Below are 16,418 nucleotides of genomic sequence, written 5' to 3'. Positions count from 1 at the left end.
GCATCTGCGGCAGGATTCGTGCTGGATCACGGCTGGAACTCCGTTTGCAGCAGCACGCGCACGCTGGTGTCGCGCCCCAGGCCAACGGCCGTAATGCGGAAGCGTGGCCACATGTCGGCCAACATGCCGGTGTGGTTTTCAAGCACTTCGATCAGGTAACGCGGTGGCATGGTTGCGCCGATCACGCCATCCGGCAGCGTGGGCATGGCGGCGCCGGTGAACGTGCCGAGCGCAATGCCGGCGCTGTCTGGCGTATCGCCGTCGAGCCACGGCAGCCAGGCCGCCCTGTCGCCATCGGCCCGGCAAAGGCCAAGTCGCGGCCCCGTGCCGCAGGTGCCCGGATGTGGCCACGAGGCTAGCCGTGCACCGCCGTTGTTGGTGGTTGCAGCGATCAGATCCGCCTCCGCATCAAGCAGCGCCACTTCGGCGGATCGAAAGGCAATCTCGCGGTCGAGCCACTGGCTGGTCATGGCTCGTCCGGCGAATAGGTGGTGCATGGCAGCCACACTGATGGCGCCCATCACCAGCATCAACGTGCCCAGAAACGCGAGCAGCGCTGCGCCGGATTGCTGTCGTGCGATCAACATGTGGCCACCCGGCATGGTGAGGGATTGCGTAGCCGGACTGTGGTGGCGAAGACGCGGCGCCTCGTTTCGCGGTCGGTCGTGGGGCGCTGGCCACGGAGAACAAGCGTGATCTGCACCACGTTCACGCGATGCCAGATTGCGTCATCTTGCTGCGCAGCAGCCGCCTGCTCATCCAGGAATTCCACGCCGCCATCGTTGTCCATGCCGAAGCGCAGTTGCATCGATTCAACGCCACGCACCAATGTGCCGGACGTGTACGTGGTGGACTGCACGCGGCTGCCCACGCGGCGCGGATAGCGGCACAGCAACTGGGGCACGCCGTCGCTGCCGGTGCCGATATAGAACAGGTTTGTCGCCGCATGGTGCGGTGGCAGGGCGTCGGTGGCGACGACGGCCTTTGCGGGCAGCGGATAGCCGCTGCAGTCGGTCATCGTGCCATCAGCCATGGTGGGGTCGACCACCCGTCCGCTGCCGGAGAAGCGTACGAGCAGCGCATCGCTGCCACGGAAGCCGCTTCGTCCGCAGTGGAGCGTGCCGTCGATGTAAGGGGCACCACAATCGTCGCGGCCTTCCATCGGCGCAACCGGGGCCGGGTGTGCGGCTGCCAGTGCCACCTGAGCCGGAACCCAGCCCGCCTGACGCACGGCATGGGCGACGATGGCCAGCGCACGCTGGCCGCGTTCTTCCAACTCGATGCTGTCCGCAACGCTGGCATAGGCGTCCCGCATGACCTGCCACGTAGCGAAGGCGGCAAGCATCGCAGTCATGCCCAGTGCCACGCCGACCATCGTGCCAGTCAACGTAAAGCCGTGATGGCGTCGTGCCGGCTTCACGGTGTCACCCATAGCGCCACGCGCGCGGGCAGTGCCGCGATGCCGGGTACGTCTTCTGCCGCGCGACGTTCAACGACTGCCACCGCAAGTCGGTTGCCGGGTATGCAGGCTCCATCCGCGCTGGCCGTCTGACAGCGCGAAACCAGACTGGCCTCACCGCTGATCAGCGGCAACGAAAACGCGCCAGCCTCGACAAAGTCGCCAACTTCGGCCTGCTCGGCGGCCATCCACAACGCGGCGGTCAGACGTTCCTGCTCGTTGGTCCAGCGCAGCCAGACCGTGCCCAGCATCGCCAGCGGCAAGGCCCCTAGTCCGATGACGGCCAGGCTGATCAATGCCTCGAACAGGACGTAGCCGCGCGAGGGTGCAGCAGGAGCAGGAAAGGGATGACAGAAGGGACGACTGAAGGGATGACGGAAAGCGGCCATGGCGCATCGGTTCGGTTGGAACGGATGGCCACGATAGCCGCCTGATGGACGCTAAAACGTGTCCGAATCTGGAGGAGTGGTGTCAGTGTGTTTCCGACTGGGGGGTGGGAAACTTCGGTGTGAGTATCGGAAGCCTCAGGGCGTGGCCGCTGGCATGGCGCACGTGTCGCCTTCGCGATTCGGATTGCACACGCGCGCCCGGCCGAGCAGGTTGATATCCACGACGCGGCTGTTCTGGTCGAGCTGGAAGCCGACGGTCATCGACATCTGCGTCTTGGCCGGAACAGTCTGCGAGTAGCCGACCGGCGAGAACGAGACGTAGCCAAGCCCTGGCGGGACCGTTGCCGACGTGACGGCGATGCCGGGCGGCAGTTGATCGTGCTGTGCGATCAGCGTATCGGTCCCGGGAGCGTATGCGCCATCTGGCGTCCCCCCTTCCTTGAAGACCTGCCAACCGTTGCGCCAGTCGCCGCCGATCGCCGCCACGCTCACGTAGCTGTTGCTGGCGGCCGCAATCGTGCGCGCCTGTGCCACGGCCGAGTTCAGGCCGTCTGCGGCGGTGGTCACCTGCTGGCTGCGCAGGAAGCTGGACATGTTCGGTACCGCAATGCTGATCAGCACACCGGCAACCGCGATGGTTGCGAGCATCTCCAGCAGCGTGAAGCCGCGTGGTCGCATTGAAGGGCAGGCAGGTGTGCGCATGGGGATCACCAGCAGTTGGGGGTGTTCACGTAGGCAGTAGTGCCGGCAAGAATGTTGAACTTCTCGCCGGTACTGCGTAGCACCAGCGTGCCGCACATCGCGTCTCCCCGGTTGGGGCGGGCCTGCAGTTCCACGCACTGGCCATTGCCGCTGCCGCACTGGGTGTTGGCCGCGATGGTGTAGAAGCCGCTGTTGGCGTTGTCGCCGGACCAGGTCTTGTAGCCGGTCCACGTGGTGTTCGTGGCGCTTGACACGTTGTACGTGTTGACCTGCGAGAAGTGGCGCTCGAATAGCTGCATGTCGTCCATCAAGGCAGCTTTCGCCTCAGCGCGCCGGCCCTTGAGAACGAACTGCTGATAAGACGGATAGGCCACCGAGGCCAGGATGGCCACGATGGTGACTGTGATCATCAGCTCGGTCAGTGTATAGCCGGCAGAGCGGTGTCGAAGGGTACGTTTCATGGCGGATGTCATGGTCAGTTCGACGAAACCTTGAAGTTGCGGACCTCGCGCCAGTTGATGCGGCCCGGGCGCGACGACGAGTTCACGGGCGCCGAAGCCGTCAATGCCCCCGAGGTGCTGGAACTGAGGATCTGCGTTGTCGTGGTTTGCCCAATGCCGCCCACGGACCCGCGGTCACCCACGGCCACGCTTGTAATGATGACGATGGGCGCGCCGAGCAGGCCGGTCGTCGACAGGTTGCCTGTGACGGCGACATCGGACGGCCCACCGGGAATACCGATGGTTGGCATGCCGGTGAGCACGTTCACCGCGTAGCTTCGACTGCCGCCTCCCGTATCGCAGGAGACCGCCGTGGTGTAGATCGAGTTGAAGTACACCTTGCCGTTCGCTACGGCAGCCGAGGTAATCTGCCGCTCGCTCGGGTCGATGAAGTCCATGACCCAGCCCGGCTTGCGCGGAGACGTATAGCCGGGCGACGTGGCGCTTCCGGTAAACTGAATCGACTTGCCGCTATCGTACGAGCTCAGTGTGAGCTGGTTCAGCTGACTGCGATCCGTGACGTAGTTCGTGCCACCACCGTCATAGACGCCGTAGAAGGAATTGCCCTGCGTGGAATTCGTGTTGGTGTCCGCAAGCTCGTAGTACTTGCCCGTGCCGAACAGCACCATGTAACCACCCGGCGCGTAGACCACCTGCGGTTGCATCGTGATCGGCTGGCGCACGCTGCCGGCTGTTTTTGGCGTCGTGGCCACGAACATCGGCTTGGCAGGCGTGCCGCCGAACGGGGGCAGGGCGCCGTTGGCATTGCCATTCCAGGTGGACGGCAGGCCCGAGAGGACGAATTTCCAGAGGTTGCCCTGCAGGTCGCCCGCATAGAGAACCGTGGCTGCGCCGTTGCCCGACGTCAGCATGGCCGGAGTGCTCAGGCCATTGGCCGTGGTGTAGGGCGGCGTGGCGTTTGGCGTCGGCGTGACGACCTTCCAGTAGTTCGAGTTCAGCGACCATGGGGCGCCAGCGGCCTTGTCCAGCGACAGGATGAACAACACACCCGGAGCATTGGTGTTGGCATTGCCATCCGGCTGGTTCGAATTGAGGCCATTGCCGACGATGACGAACCATTGGTAGACGGGCTGCTTGTTGGTGTCATAGCCGGTCAGCAGCTTTGCGATGACCGGTGCGCCCATGACGTTGCCCATGTCGGCGTCATCCTTGTCGGTGAATTCCCAGATGACGTTGGACGCGCTGAACCGGCCGCCGCTCATGCTGCCAGTCGGGTCCGTCACATCGAGCGCGTAGACGCCCTGGGCACCACCGCCGAATCCGCCTGTCAGCACCGATTTCCAGTTGCCGCCGACCTGCGCTTCCGATACCACCGGCGTTGCGTCCACATATGCCATGTGGTTGTAGGTGGGGGAGGTCAGTTGATTGAGGTTGGGCAGGACGGCGTTTGGTACGTAGGCGAAGACTTCGTCGCCGGTGGTCGCGTTGAATCCATGCAGCATGCCGTCGTTCGCGCCGACGTACACCATCGGCGTGCGCGTCGAGTATGTGGAGAGGAACGTCGAGTAACCTGTGCCGGAACGGCCGGACGACGGAGCGCCCACGTAGGCCGGGCCGGAATTGATGATGTCCCCGAAGACTGTCTTGCGCCCGCGGAAAATGCCGCCGTTGCCCTGGCTGTCGGCTTCCTGGCTGCGGTCGCCGGACAGGTACGCCACGCGCTGCTGGCCGAGGTTGTCACTGCTGTTCGTGCCGGGGTTGAGGTTCAGCGCGTTCTGTTGCGCCTTGGCAAGGCTATTCCAGGCGAAGGGAATGCCCGCGCCAGTGTCGCTCTTCAGCGTGAAGATGGAGCGCGTCGAATAACTGCGGCCCGCAAGCTTTGCTCCGGCCTCCCATGCCGCCGCCGATGACACCACGATGTTGCCGCTGGCATCCTTGACAAGCGGGAAGGCCGTGAGCTTGCCGTTCCACTGCTGGTCGAAGCTCGGTGTGTAGACGTAGCCGCTCTGCACGATCCGGTTGCTGCTCAATGCAATGCCGGACAGCGTGCCCGCCGAACTCGTGATCTGCGTGAAGATATTCTTGATCGCGGCGATCATCTGAGCCGGCTGGCTGGCCAGGAACCAGTTCGCGGGAACAGTGGAGTTTGAGGCCACCCATTCGGAGTCGTCGGTGATCGTTGTATTGTTGGGGCCCAGTGTCTTGAAGGGGTTGCCGTCCTTGTTCTTGTCGTTGAAGCCGCCATACTTGGCGGCCAGGTAGATCTGGCTCTGTGTCTGGGTGGACCCGACGGTGCCATTGCCGTTTTCGTTCACGTCGATACCGAACGTGGTCACGCGGGCATCCGGCATGTTCGGGCGGAACCCATAGGTGTGTGCCCAGTAGGCAATGCCGGCGATGTAGTAGGTGGACCAGTTCGACGTCGGGTGATTCTTGCTGCCAAGGTTCGTGAAGGACGAGTTGAGCGGATTCGCGTTGCCGGCTGCCGGCGTGTTGGTTTCCAGGGCGCCAACCTTGTTGGTCCAGTCCATCACGTTGAAGCCACTCCATGTGTCGGCCGCGCGTGCCGGATCACCCTGGCCCGTGATCGAGTTGCCCGGGATGTAGTGGTCCTGGTGAGTGTTGATGTCGCCAATCGTCAGCACGTAGTTGGGCTGGCACTTGTTGATCATCGGATCGGCGTCCCACTTCGAATACACCGCAAAGTTGTCAGCGTAGGCAGTTGTAATGCCGCTGACCGCTTCCGGGGTGGGGCCGTCGGGGTGGAACTGAAGATAGCGGATGCTCTCGTAGAACAGTTCGCTGATCGGGTCGTACGTCTTGTAGTTGCCGAGCGGATTGTCGGTGGGCGTGCCCATGCTCGCCGTCATCGTCCGGCCGAACTTGTTCAGGTAGTTGATGACGCCACTGTTGGGGTAGGTCGGGTCGTTCAGCGGGTTCGTTACCAGCACGCCGTAGGCATCCCATTCCTTGGCGGCGTTTGGGATCAGGTTCAACGACGTATTGACCGCGTTGTCGCCCAGATACTTCATTGGGGCACGCAACACGCCGCCATAGCGCTCGTTCTGGGCCTGGTTCGAATTATTGGTGCCGTCGTTGAGGTAGCCAAAGGCTGCGAAGCGCATGCGGTCCGCGTTGCGCTGCATTTCGCCGACAGGCTTGTAGTTGGTGCCGTCGTAGCTGTAGCAGAGGTCGGTGCGGGTGGTGGCTTCGTTGGCGTCACAAACCTGCACCTGCACGCGGTAGCCGCGGCGTTCGGTGACAGCACCCTTGGAGTTCGTGACGTCCGCGTACTTGCCAAGGCTCGAGCAACTGGCCTTGGAATCATCGGCATCCGAGAAGAAGATGTGGTTGCCGCACGACGCCATGACAAGCGCGTTGTACTTGAACGGGGTGACCTTGTTGGGTGCGCTGCTCCCGTTCTGGCCGTTGATGGACTTGAGCGGGAAGTAGCTGCCGTTCTTGAAGAAGTCGCCGCGTAACAGCGCGCGTTGCAGCACGGTTTGCGTGCGGGTGTCCGTGACTCGGTCGCCGCCTGTCATGGCCATCCGCAGCTCGTCAATGGCTGACGAGGCCGCCCAGTTCATGAAATTGCCGCTGAAGTTGCCGCCGCATTCGTGCGTGTCGCTTGTGGCGTTGCCGTTGATCTTGAAGTAGCCGTTCGTGGCGTCGTAGTCGTAGCACTTCGTGTTGTTGAAGTAGCCCAGGTACGCCGTCGAGCTGGTGTAGCCGCCACGGTAGGCGGCGCCCGTGGTCGGAAACTCCACGGACAGCGTCAGCATCAGGTTGGGGTGGATGTTCTGTGACTGGCCGTACAGTGGCGTGTTCGCGATCGACACGGTTGGCACGGTACTCGTTGCGGCATGCAGCAGCGCGCTGGCGAGCAGGGCGCAGGCTGGCAACAGGCGATGGATGATCTTCATGATGGCGGTCCCGGTTCGTGGAATCAGGAATCGGTCTTGCGATAGGTCGACTGCACCATCGCGCGAGTAGTGTCATTGGGCCCGAAGCCGATAGCGGTGACCCGGTACATGTACCGGGTGCTGTCGCTGCCGCTGGCCGCCCCCCCGCTGGTGTTGTCGCGCAGCAGTTCGATCAGGTAGCGCGGCCGGCGGGCGGGCGTGATGCCACTGCCCGTAGGGAACGCGCGGCCGGTGAACGTGCCGTACTCCACGGTCTTGTTGCCGATGGCGGCTGTCCAGTCGATCGTGTTCCAGACCGGCTCGCCGGAATCCGTGAAGGTGTCGCAAAGCCCAAGGTATGGCGCGGATTTGTCGGTTCCCGTATTGCAGTCGCCGGCCAGGAAGCCTTGCGCCGAGCTTGGCACGAACATGGCCGAGCGGGAGCTGTTGCCGGCGGCGCTCTGGATATCGAGCTCCGCATCGCGCAGTGCTGCCTCGGCGGCCATGTAGGCGATCTCGTAGTCGCGCTGGTTGCGCGAGGCGCGCTTGGAGTCAAGTGCGGTGCGGGCACCGGCAAGTGCCAGCAGCGTGATCACGAGCAGCATGATCACAACTGTGACCAATGCAATGCCGTGGGACTTCCTGGTGCGCAGGCGTCGGGCGGGTCGGATGGTCACGAGCATGACGGATCTCCGCAGGACTGGTAGTTTCGAATCTGCACGGTGGCGTAGTAGAGCTTGCGCGCGGACCCGGTCTCGACGGTCGGCGTATAGGTGGCGCCGTTGCCCGGATAAAGCGGGCCGAACATCTGGATCGAAGCAGGCGCGCCCGCATCGGCGCTGGCATTGTCGGCACGGACTACCAGCGCGATCTTGATGGCGAAGACGTTGGGCCAGTCGGTGCTGGAGACGGAACCTGCCGTCACGAACTTGTCCGGTACGTCGTCACCATTGGTGGAAACACCGTAGAGCACCTTCATCGCTTCAACGCCGGGCACCAGCTCCTGCATGACGTAGGTGTCCTTGATCTCCTGACCATTGACGTCGCGCGGCCGGTACATGCACATCAGGGAGGGCTTGCCGTTGGCGCCGTTGCCGATGTAGAGGGTCGACAGCCCACGCTGCGCGCTGGCCTCGTCCACACTGGTCGCGCCGGCAACGCCAAGACCGGAGCAGTCCACGACGGAGCCGTCCGGAGTCTTCGCATCGCCGGGCTGGCCCATGCCGTAGAAGCGCAACATCAGCGCGTCGCTGTTATTGATGGCAGTGCCATTGCCGCACGAGAGTGTTTCGATGCCGGTGGCCGCGGGGACGGTGATGCTTGGCGTCGAGCAGCCGTCGAGCCCGGAGATCATCTGGGTGCTGATCGGCATGGAGCCGCCATTGCTGCCTGTGGGCACGTATGCCGCCTGTCTTGTCAGGCGCATCAGCGTGGACAAGGCGAAATTTCCACGCTCCTCCAGGCTGGCGTTGTCATCGATGGTGCTGTAGCTGCTGCGGCTCATCAGGTAGAAAGACACGGCCGCCATCAGCACAAGCAGGCTGATAACGAGCGCAACCATCAGTTCGACCAGTGTGTAGCCAGCGCTGCGCCCACGGAATGAAGTGCGATGTAAGCGCGGCATCAGCTATTGACCCCCGGAAGTACCACCACTACCAGTTGAGGCGTTGCAGCGCCGTTGGCGGCTGCGGAGTCGGGCATGGTGGTGCCGGTCGCGACGTCGGCGCCCTGGCGATCGGCAAAGCGCGAGACCCAGCCGATCTTGATGACCAGTGGTGTATTGGAGGGATTGCTCGCGTCGGGCTGCGAGCAGGGCCAGTCGTAACCGGACGTGAGCGAGTACGTGTTCGCGTCGCGGCAAATGACTGCCCGGCCGCCGGGCAGGCTCGACTGCACCCTGTTCACCCATTCGGCGATGTCGAATGCCGCGGTGACGGGCGCACAGTCGATCGGCGCGGCAGTGCACGCGGTCTTGTACAGGTTGCTCGTGTCCGAGAGTTGCGTTCCCGGGCTGCCTGTGTCGATGTTGTCGAAGGCCTTGTTGAGCGTTTGCGCCTCGTTCGCCCGCATGCGATCCGCCATGTCGTTGGCCAGTTGCAGCGCAACGATGTCATAAGAGGATTGCTGGGCGAATCGGAATGACTTGATGAGCAGGTTGGCGACCCCGAGCACGCCGAAGGCGAGCACGATGATCGCTACCAATGCTTCAAGCATGGTAAAGCCGGCCGCACGGCAGCGTGCCTGACCCATAGATGACTCCCGATCGAAAAAAACGACTGCTCTTTTAGTTTTCTTACTTACGTAGCGCGCCAGGAGCTTTGGGAAGCTGGTTGCGTCCGATCCTCTTCCGGGACCGGTTCGCTATGGGTCGCGGTGATCCGCGATTGAAACGCGCGCTCGAAACAATCCCCTAACCCAGGGAGATTAGTGCAGATTAGACAGCTTTTTTTGTGACGTGGCTACCCCTTTCGTGGGGTGGGCGGGGAAAACTCATCGAGTACGTCGCGAAACTCCGACACATCCTCGAAGCTCCGATAGACGGACGCAAACCGGATATAGGCGATCTTGTCGAGCTTGCGCAGCTCGCGCATGACCAGTTCGCCAACCTGGCTGCTGGGGATTTCCTTCTCGCCCAGGGCCAGCAATTTTTCCTCGATGCGAGTGATCGCTTCGTCGATGGCCTCGGCCGATACAGGCCGCTTGCGCAGCGCCAGCCGCATCGAATCCTTGAGCTTGGCGCGCGTGTAGTCCACGCGGGAGCCGTTTTTCTTGACGATGGCGGGGAAGAACAACTCGATCCGCTCGTAGGTGGTGAAGCGGCGGTCGCAGGCCTCGCAGCGCCGGCGTCGGCGCACGGTATCGCCGTCTTCGGAGACGCGGCTGTCAAGGACCTGAGTGTTGGAATGACCGCAGAAGGGGCATTTCATGCCTGACCACCTGAAAAATAGAGCCAGACCGCATTTTGCATGTTTGATTTCTGTTGCGGTCGTGCAGTTGGAGAAACGGCGCTGCCACCGTCAGGGTGGCAGCGCCGTTTGTGCGCGCTAACTATGTCGCGATGATGCGGCCAGTCAGCCGTACACCGGGAAGCGGCGGGTCAGTGCGGAGACCTGTTCGCGCACGGCGGCGATGTTGGCCTCGTCGTGCGGGTTGTCCAGCACGTCGGCGATCAGGTTGGCCACCTGGCGCGCTTCGTCTTCCTTGAAGCCGCGCGTGGTCATGGCCGGCGAACCCAGGCGGATGCCCGAGGTCACGAACGGCTTTTCCGGATCGTTCGGGATGGCGTTCTTGTTCACCGTGATATGGGCGTCGCCGAGGATCTTCTCGGCTTCCTTGCCGGTGATCTTCTTGGCGCGCAGGTCCACCAGCATCACGTGGCTTTCGGTACGGCCCGACACGATGCGCAGACCGCGGGCGATCAGCGTTTCGGCCAGTACGGCGGCGTTCTTCACCACCTGTTCCTGGTAAGCCTTGAATTCAGGCTGCAGCGCTTCCTTGAAGGCCACGGCCTTGCCGGCGATCACGTGCATCAGCGGGCCACCCTGGATGCCCGGGAAGATTGCCGAGTTGATGGCCTTCTCATGCTCGGCCTTCATCAGGATCACGCCACCGCGCGGGCCGCGCAGGCTCTTGTGGGTGGTGGTGGTCACGAAGTCAGCGTGCGGCACCGGGTTCGGGTACACGCCGGCGGCGATCAGGCCGGCGTAGTGGGCCATGTCCACCATGAAGTAGGCGCCAACCGCCTTGGCCACCTTGGAGATGCGTTCGAAGTCGATACGCAGCGCGAAGGCCGAGGCACCGGCGATGATCAGCTTCGGCTTCTTTTCGTGGGCCAGCTTTTCCAGCGCGTCGTAGTCGATGTCTTCCTGCGCGTTCAGGCCGTAGCTGACCACGTTGAACCACTTGCCGCTCATGTTCAGCGCCATGCCGTGGGTCAGGTGACCGCCTTCGGCCAGGCTCATGCCCATGATCGTGTCGCCCGGCTTGAGCATGGCGAAGAACACGCCCTGGTTGGCCTGCGAGCCCGAGTTCGGCTGCACGTTGGCGGCTTCGGCGCCGAACAGTTGCTTCACGCGGTCGATGGCGAGCTGTTCCACCACGTCCACATATTCGCAACCGCCGTAGTAGCGCTTGCCCGGATAACCTTCGGCGTACTTGTTGGTGAGCTGCGAACCCTGGGCGGCCATCACGGCCGGCGAGGTGTAGTTCTCGGAAGCGATCAGTTCGATATGGTCTTCCTGACGCTGGTCTTCCTTCTGGATCGCGGCAAAGACTTCGGGGTCGATCTGCTCGATCGTGAAACGGCTACGTTCAAACATGGCGTGACTCGTCTGTTTAAAAAGGAAAGCGGATGGCAGGTCGATGTGAGGATCGGGTGCTATCGGCGCTTTTCGGTATTGCGGGATTACTTCGCGTTTTAGGGCGCGCGGGGAAGGCACTGGCGTCCAGCGCCGGGCGCCGCAAAATGTGGCGGACCGGCACAGGGCGCACCCTGCTTCCCATTCGCTGCCCAGGCGAGCGGCAGGCGCATCGAAATATCACGCCCAATGAACTTGCGCTTCCTCGTGGTAGTACCCACTGACTTCGCCAGTCGCGCAAGGTGGAATGGTTGCGGCAGAGTTTACGCGAGCGCGCGGCTTGCCGCAAGCCGGGGGGCACCGCCAATGCGGGGCTGGCCCAGATTCGGCAAGGCTTGGCAAGGGATGGCTCGCAACTTGCTGTTGCAAAGTCGCCCGCGGGTTTACCAGTGCGCTCCGTTACAATGCCCGCCATGCAAAATTTCGTGTGGCCGTTGCGCGTGTATTGGGAAGATACCGACGCTGGCGGCGTGGTGTTCTACGCCAACTACCTGAAGTTCTTCGAACGGGCCCGTACCGAATGGCTGCGCTCGCTTGGCGTTGAGCAGCAAAGCCTGGCCGATGTGTCCGGTGTGGTCTTCATCGTCCGCAGCACGGCTGTGGAATACAATGCGCCCGCCCGGCTGGACGACCAGCTCGAGATTCGTACGCATATCGAACGCGTTGGGCCGGCGTCGGTCCAATTTGCCCAGGAAGCCTGGCGCGGTGAGCTGATGCTGGCCAGCGGCCATATCCGGGTTGGATGTGTTGATAAAGGCACATTCCGCCCGGCTCCGATTCCTGCCCCTGTTCTCGCCACTATTAAAAACGCTCGATGAATCCGGTGACCGTCACACAAGACCTGTCGATCATTACGCTGGTACTTCACGCCAGCCTGCTGGCACAGGCCGTCATGGCATTGCTGATGGTGATGTCCCTGTTCTCGTGGACCTACATTTTCCGCAAGCATCTGGCCCTGCGCTCCGCGCGCACGCAGACCGAAGGTTTCGAGCGCGACTTCTGGGCCGGCGGCGACCTCCAGGCGCTCTATAACAGTGCCGTCAATAACCGTCACAACACCGGCGCGCTGGAACGGATCTTTGAATCCGGTATGGGCGAGTTCCTGAAGGCACGCGAGCGTGGCAATGAGGCCGGCGCGCTGCTGGACGCCGCCCGCCGCGCGATGCGCGCTGCGTACCAGCGTGAAATGGATGTGCTCGAATCGCACCTGCCGTTCCTGGCGTCGGTTGGTTCGGTCAGCCCGTATATCGGCCTGTTCGGCACGGTCTGGGGGATCATGAACGCGTTCCGCGGACTGTCGAATGTGCAGCAGGCAACGCTTGCCTCGGTCGCGCCGGGTATTGCCGAAGCACTGGTGGCCACCGCGATCGGCCTGTTCGCCGCCATCCCTGCCGTGATTGCCTACAACCGGTATGCCACCGAGATCGATCGCCTGGCCATCCGTTTTGAAAGCTTCATGGAAGAATTCCTGAACATCCTTCAGCGTCAGACGCGTTAAACCTGAGCGGGAGCACCAGTCATGGCAGCCATCCAGCGCCGCGGCGGCTCACGCCGCCGAGCCAGCGCAGAGATCAACGTCGTACCATATATCGACGTCATGCTCGTGCTGCTCGTCATCTTCATGGTGGCGGCACCTATCGTGAACCCGGCCGTTGTAGACCTGCCGTCGGTGGCCAATGCCACGCCGCAGCAGCAGACGCCGCCGATCATCGTCACCGTGCATGAGGACGGTGAACTGACCGCGCGCGGCAAGGACAATGCCGGCAACGCGTTCGAGCGCAAGCTCGACAAGAATGGGCTGATCGACTTCGTGCATCAGCGCCAGAACGAGAATCCGGATCAGCCGGTGGTGATCGCCGCCGACCGCTCCGTCAAGTACGAAGCCGTGCTTGACGTGATGTCCGTCTTGAAGGCCGACGGCGTCAAGCGCGTCGGCCTGATGGTGAAGTCCAAGTAAGCGACCCAACAAGCGCCCCAACGACGCAACCCAAAGTGGCCAGCCTTTCGTCCCGTCACCCGCATCACCGGCCTCCGCGCCCGGTGAAGGCCGCCGCCTATCCGTACCAGCCGGTCAAGGAACGCGGCACGCTGCGCTCGTTCCTGCTGGCGCTGCTGATGCACGTGCTGCTTGGCGTGGTGCTTTACTACGGGGTGCACTGGCAGAGCAGCACGCCGGTGGGCGCCGAGGCCGAGCTCTGGGAAGAGGTTCCGGAAACCGCCCCCGCGCCGCCGCCGCGTCCGGTCGAGCAGCCGCGCCCGACGCCGCCCGAGCCCGCTGTGCGCAGCAAGACCGAGGAAGAGGCCGATATCGCGCTGGAGCGCCAGAAGCGCAAGCAGGCCGAGGAGGCCGCCGCGCGTGAAGCCGCGCGCCAGGAGGCGGCCCGCAAGGATCAGGAACGCAAGGACCAGGAAAAGAAGGAAGCTCAGCGCAAGGAAGACCTGCTGCACCAGCAGCAGCTGGAGGCGCAGCGCAAGGAAGACGCCAAGAAGAAGGCCGATCAGGATCGCAAGGAAGCCGCGGACGCCAAGGCCAAAGCCGAGGCCGACCAGAAGGCGAAGGCCAAGGCTGACGCCGAAGCCAAGGCGAAGGCCGATGCGGAACAGAAGGCAAAGGCCAAGGCGGACGCCGAAGCCAAGGCCAAGGCCAACGCGCAGGCCAATGCGCAGCGCAACGCTCAGCTTGCACGCTTGCAGGCGATGGCTGGCGGTAGCGCCACGACCAGCGGCGGCGGTGTGGGCAATGCCGCAGGTTCGGGTGCCGGCTCGGGCGGCAAGGCTTCGCCGGGCTACTCGGACAAGGTGCGCCGCCGCGTGAAGCCGAACATCGTCTTCGGTGGCGATGTGGAGGGCAATCCGGCGGCCGTGGTTTCGGTATCGCTGGCACCGGACGGCGCGCTGCTGTCCGCACGCCTGACCAAGTCGAGCGGCAACTCGGATTGGGACAATGCCGTGCTACGCGCGGTGCAGCGCTCCGATCCGCTGCCAGTCGACGATAACGGAAAGGCACCTGCCAGTTTCACGATCACGTTCCATCCGAAGGACTGAACGGTCGGAGTATCGATAGCGCCATGATTTGCAACATAATGCAACCTTCATCGTTGGCCTTCAGTCCCACAGCTACGATGAATGGTTGCCTGACGCGGCCGGCAGCGTGCCAATCGTACGCTTTTCGGGCCATGCGCCAAGCCGCATGCAGCCCGAATCGCCGTACTTTTGCCGTGCCCGCCGCACCGGTGAAACCTGAAATCGATTGAGGAGCAGCATGCGAAAGCTTTGGGTCCCAGGCTGGCTATCCCGGCGCCAGAACATCAAAACCACCCGCGACCAGAGTCGCCACGCACTGATGGTGTGGCTGGCGGCAGCGCTGATGTCCGCAGGCGCGGCGCACGCGCAACTGAACGTGGAAATCACTGGCGTAGGATCGAACCAGTTCCCGGTTGCCACGGCCAACTTCCAGGGCGAGGCCCAGGCCCCGCAGAACCTGACCGCGATCATCCGCAGTGACCTGACGAACAGCGGCCGCTTCCGCAATGTGGATCCCGCTGGCGCCACCGTGGCCGAATCGGCCCAGGTGGATCTCGGCAGCTGGAAGGCCAAGGGTGCCGATGCCTTCGTGGCAGGCAGCGTGACGCCGGCCGGCAACGGCCAGTACGAAGTGCGCTTCCGCCTGTACGACACGGGCAAGGGCCAGAGCCTTGGCGGCCTGGCGTTCACCGTCTCGCAGAGCCAGCTCCGTGTGACCGCGCACAAGATTGCCGACTACATCTACGAAAAGCTGCTGGGCGAGCGCGGAGTGTTTGCCACGCGCCTGTCGTACGTGTCGAAGGTGGGCAAGCGCTATCAGTTGCTGATCTCGGATTCGGACGGCCAGAACGCGCAAGTGGCGCTGACCAGCACCGAGCCGATCATCTCGCCGGCGTGGTCGCCCGATGGCCGCCGCGTAGCCTATGTGTCGTTCGAGGCGAAGAAACCGGTGGTCTATGTGCATGACCTGGCCACGGGCAAGCGCGTGCTGGTATCGAACCAGAAGGGCAACAACAGTGCCCCGTCGTGGTCGCCGGATGGCCAGCGCCTGGCCGTGGCGCTTTCGCGCGATGGCAATACGCAGATCTACATGGTCAACGCGGACGGCTCCGGCCTGCGTCGCCTGACGCGCAGCAGCGCCATCGACACCGAGCCGCAGTTCGCCCCCGATGGCCGCAGCATCTATTTCACCAGCGATCGCGGCGGCGCGCCGCAGATCTACCGCATGCCGGCTTCTGGCGAGGAATCCGGCTCGGCGCAACGTGTGACCTTCAAAGGCAGCTACAACGTCAGCCCGCGCATTTCGCCGGACGGCAAGTACCTGGCCTATATCACGCGTACCGGCGGCTTCAGGCTGCAGCTGCAGGACCTGTCGAACGGTGATGTGACTTCTCTCACCGATACGGCCAACGACGAATCCCCGAGCTTCGCGGCCAACGGCAAGTACATTCTTTACGCCACCCGCGTGGGCGGCCGTTCGGTATTGGCGGCGGTCTCCACGGACGGCCGTACCAAACAGGTTCTGTCTCTTCAGTCCGGCGATGTTCGTGAGCCGTCCTGGGGGCCTTTCATGCAGTAAAAAAAGAGGAGTCTCTCGCCATGTCCCAAATGATGACCAAATCGCTTGCCCTTGCCGCTCTGCTGGCACTGGGCGCCTGCAGCTCGGGTGTGAAGCTCGACGACACCAGCAAGACCGGCGCCGGCGCCGGTGCGGCCACCGACGCGCGCAACGTGGCGCCGGTTGACGTTTCGAAGGATCCGCTGAACGATCCGAACGGCCCGCTGGCCAAGCGCAGCGTGTACTTCGACTTTGACAGCTACGCCGTGAAGCAGGACTACCAGGGCATGCTGCAAGCCCACTCGCAATACCTTGGCTCGAACAAGGGGCGCAAGATCCTGATCCAGGGCAATACCGACGAGCGCGGTACCAGCGAGTACAACCTGGCCCTGGGCCAGAAGCGCGCCGAGGCCGTGCGCCGTTCGCTGGCGACGATGGGTGTGCCTGACTCGCAGATGGAAGCTGTGAGCCTGGGCAAGGAAAAGCCGAAGGCCGACGGCCACGACGAAGCATCGTGGGCTGAAAACCGTCGCGCCGATATCGTTTACTGATCCACGGATAATCC

General features: G+C 63.3%; 17 protein-coding genes and 1 riboswitch. Of the genes, 6 read left to right on the top strand and 11 right to left on the bottom strand.

Annotated features, from left to right (window positions below; all coding sequences use genetic code 11):
• Positions 1-26: 26 nt before the first annotated feature.
• The 11 genes from B552_RS0121895 to glyA form a co-directional block, all read right to left on the bottom strand.
• The gene (locus B552_RS0121895) at positions 27-587 is read right to left on the bottom strand and encodes a pilus assembly protein PilX (RefSeq protein WP_026035922.1); all 561 of its coding nucleotides are present in this window, start codon (positions 585-587) and stop codon (positions 27-29) included.
• Entirely contained in the window at positions 581-1,420 is an 840-nt protein-coding gene (locus B552_RS0121890) for a PilW family protein (RefSeq protein ID WP_026035921.1), read from the bottom strand. The genes B552_RS0121895 and B552_RS0121890 overlap by 7 nt, the downstream gene beginning before the upstream one ends.
• Positions 1,417-1,848 (bottom strand): hypothetical protein, encoded by a 432-nt coding sequence (locus tag B552_RS0121885; RefSeq protein WP_237718319.1) that lies wholly within the window; start codon positions 1,846-1,848, stop codon positions 1,417-1,419. The genes B552_RS0121890 and B552_RS0121885 overlap by 4 nt, the downstream gene beginning before the upstream one ends.
• Positions 1,849-1,983: 135 nt before the next feature.
• The gene (locus B552_RS0121880; protein WP_026035920.1) at positions 1,984-2,550 is read right to left on the bottom strand and encodes a GspH/FimT family pseudopilin; all 567 of its coding nucleotides are present in this window, start codon (positions 2,548-2,550) and stop codon (positions 1,984-1,986) included.
• 5 nt (positions 2,551-2,555) lie between these two features.
• Positions 2,556-3,011 carry a type IV pilin protein gene (locus B552_RS0121875; protein ID WP_237718317.1) on the bottom strand — a complete coding sequence of 152 codons (456 nt, stop codon included), beginning with the start codon at positions 3,009-3,011 and terminating at the stop codon, positions 2,556-2,558.
• Positions 3,012-3,025: 14 nt separating this feature from the next.
• Complete coding sequence (locus B552_RS0121870) at positions 3,026-6,934, bottom strand: PilC/PilY family type IV pilus protein (RefSeq protein ID WP_019451193.1); 3,909 nt, start codon at positions 6,932-6,934, stop codon at positions 3,026-3,028.
• 23 nt (positions 6,935-6,957) lie between these two features.
• Positions 6,958-7,596 (bottom strand): pilus assembly protein, encoded by a 639-nt coding sequence (locus B552_RS0121865; protein WP_019451192.1) that lies wholly within the window; start codon positions 7,594-7,596, stop codon positions 6,958-6,960.
• Complete coding sequence (locus B552_RS0121860; protein WP_019451191.1) at positions 7,587-8,537, bottom strand: PilW family protein; 951 nt, start codon at positions 8,535-8,537, stop codon at positions 7,587-7,589. Before B552_RS0121860 ends, B552_RS0121865 begins: the two co-directional genes overlap by 10 nt.
• On the bottom strand, positions 8,537-9,163 hold the full coding sequence (gene pilV, locus B552_RS0121855; RefSeq protein WP_019451190.1) for a type IV pilus modification protein PilV: 627 nt from the start codon (positions 9,161-9,163) through the stop codon (positions 8,537-8,539). Before pilV ends, B552_RS0121860 begins: the two co-directional genes overlap by 1 nt.
• 209 nt (positions 9,164-9,372) lie before the next feature.
• Positions 9,373-9,840, bottom strand: a complete 468-nt coding sequence (gene nrdR, locus B552_RS0121850; protein WP_019451189.1) for a transcriptional regulator NrdR — start codon at positions 9,838-9,840, stop codon at positions 9,373-9,375.
• Between the two features lie 144 nt (positions 9,841-9,984).
• The gene (gene glyA, locus B552_RS0121845; protein ID WP_019451188.1) at positions 9,985-11,232 is read right to left on the bottom strand and encodes a serine hydroxymethyltransferase; all 1,248 of its coding nucleotides are present in this window, start codon (positions 11,230-11,232) and stop codon (positions 9,985-9,987) included.
• Between the two features lie 182 nt (positions 11,233-11,414).
• Positions 11,415-11,518, bottom strand: a riboswitch (ZMP/ZTP riboswitch).
• Positions 11,519-11,684: 166 nt separating this feature from the next.
• Here glyA and ybgC point away from each other — a divergent pair.
• The 6 genes from ybgC to pal all read left to right on the top strand — a co-directional run bounded on the left by ybgC (position 11,685) and on the right by pal (position 16,404).
• The gene (ybgC, locus tag B552_RS0121840) at positions 11,685-12,089 is read left to right on the top strand and encodes a tol-pal system-associated acyl-CoA thioesterase (RefSeq protein ID WP_026035918.1); all 405 of its coding nucleotides are present in this window, start codon (positions 11,685-11,687) and stop codon (positions 12,087-12,089) included.
• On the top strand, positions 12,086-12,769 hold the full coding sequence (gene tolQ, locus B552_RS0121835) for a protein TolQ (RefSeq protein ID WP_019451186.1): 684 nt from the start codon (positions 12,086-12,088) through the stop codon (positions 12,767-12,769). Before ybgC ends, tolQ begins: the two co-directional genes overlap by 4 nt.
• A 21-nt stretch (positions 12,770-12,790) precedes the next feature.
• Positions 12,791-13,228: a protein TolR gene (gene tolR / locus B552_RS0121830; protein ID WP_019451185.1), complete on the top strand. Its 438-nt coding sequence runs from the start codon at positions 12,791-12,793 to the stop codon at positions 13,226-13,228.
• A 35-nt stretch (positions 13,229-13,263) separates the two neighbouring features.
• Complete coding sequence (gene tolA / locus B552_RS0121825; protein ID WP_035880169.1) at positions 13,264-14,316, top strand: cell envelope integrity protein TolA; 1,053 nt, start codon at positions 13,264-13,266, stop codon at positions 14,314-14,316.
• Positions 14,317-14,533: 217 nt separating this feature from the next.
• Positions 14,534-15,874 carry a Tol-Pal system beta propeller repeat protein TolB gene (gene tolB / locus B552_RS0121815; protein ID WP_026035917.1) on the top strand — a complete coding sequence of 447 codons (1,341 nt, stop codon included), beginning with the start codon at positions 14,534-14,536 and terminating at the stop codon, positions 15,872-15,874.
• A 20-nt stretch (positions 15,875-15,894) separates the two neighbouring features.
• The gene (gene pal / locus B552_RS0121810; RefSeq protein WP_026035916.1) at positions 15,895-16,404 is read left to right on the top strand and encodes a peptidoglycan-associated lipoprotein Pal; all 510 of its coding nucleotides are present in this window, start codon (positions 15,895-15,897) and stop codon (positions 16,402-16,404) included.
• Positions 16,405-16,418 lie beyond the last annotated feature (14 nt).

This window comes from Cupriavidus sp. BIS7 (assembly GCF_000292345.1).
In the GTDB taxonomy this organism is placed as follows: Bacteria; Pseudomonadota; Gammaproteobacteria; order Burkholderiales; family Burkholderiaceae; genus Cupriavidus.
Note: the sequence above shows the minus strand (reverse complement) of the source record. Positions and strands in the feature narration are given on the sequence as shown.

Excerpts from the sequence above, each read along its gene's own strand:
- pal (WP_026035916.1), top strand. The coding sequence starts at position 15,895 with ATGTCCCAAATGATGACCAAATCGCTTGCCCTTGCCGCTCTGCTGGCA.
- B552_RS0121860 (WP_019451191.1), bottom strand. The coding sequence starts at position 8,537 with ATGCCGCGCTTACATCGCACTTCATTCCGTGGGCGCAGCGCTGGCTAC.
- tolQ (WP_019451186.1), top strand. The coding sequence starts at position 12,086 with ATGAATCCGGTGACCGTCACACAAGACCTGTCGATCATTACGCTGGTA.
- tolB (WP_026035917.1), top strand. The coding sequence starts at position 14,534 with ATGCGAAAGCTTTGGGTCCCAGGCTGGCTATCCCGGCGCCAGAACATC.
- tolR (WP_019451185.1), top strand. The coding sequence starts at position 12,791 with ATGGCAGCCATCCAGCGCCGCGGCGGCTCACGCCGCCGAGCCAGCGCA.
- B552_RS0121870 (WP_019451193.1), bottom strand. The coding sequence starts at position 6,934 with ATGAAGATCATCCATCGCCTGTTGCCAGCCTGCGCCCTGCTCGCCAGC.
- B552_RS0121865 (WP_019451192.1), bottom strand. The coding sequence starts at position 7,596 with ATGCTCGTGACCATCCGACCCGCCCGACGCCTGCGCACCAGGAAGTCC.
- ybgC (WP_026035918.1), top strand. The coding sequence starts at position 11,685 with ATGCAAAATTTCGTGTGGCCGTTGCGCGTGTATTGGGAAGATACCGAC.
- B552_RS0121880 (WP_026035920.1), bottom strand. The coding sequence starts at position 2,550 with ATGCGCACACCTGCCTGCCCTTCAATGCGACCACGCGGCTTCACGCTG.
- glyA (WP_019451188.1), bottom strand. The coding sequence starts at position 11,232 with ATGTTTGAACGTAGCCGTTTCACGATCGAGCAGATCGACCCCGAAGTC.
- pilV (WP_019451190.1), bottom strand. The coding sequence starts at position 9,163 with ATGGGTCAGGCACGCTGCCGTGCGGCCGGCTTTACCATGCTTGAAGCA.
- B552_RS0121885 (WP_237718319.1), bottom strand. The coding sequence starts at position 1,848 with ATGGCCGCTTTCCGTCATCCCTTCAGTCGTCCCTTCTGTCATCCCTTT.
- nrdR (WP_019451189.1), bottom strand. The coding sequence starts at position 9,840 with ATGAAATGCCCCTTCTGCGGTCATTCCAACACTCAGGTCCTTGACAGC.
- B552_RS0121875 (WP_237718317.1), bottom strand. The coding sequence starts at position 3,011 with ATGAAACGTACCCTTCGACACCGCTCTGCCGGCTATACACTGACCGAG.
- B552_RS0121895 (WP_026035922.1), bottom strand. The coding sequence starts at position 587 with ATGTTGATCGCACGACAGCAATCCGGCGCAGCGCTGCTCGCGTTTCTG.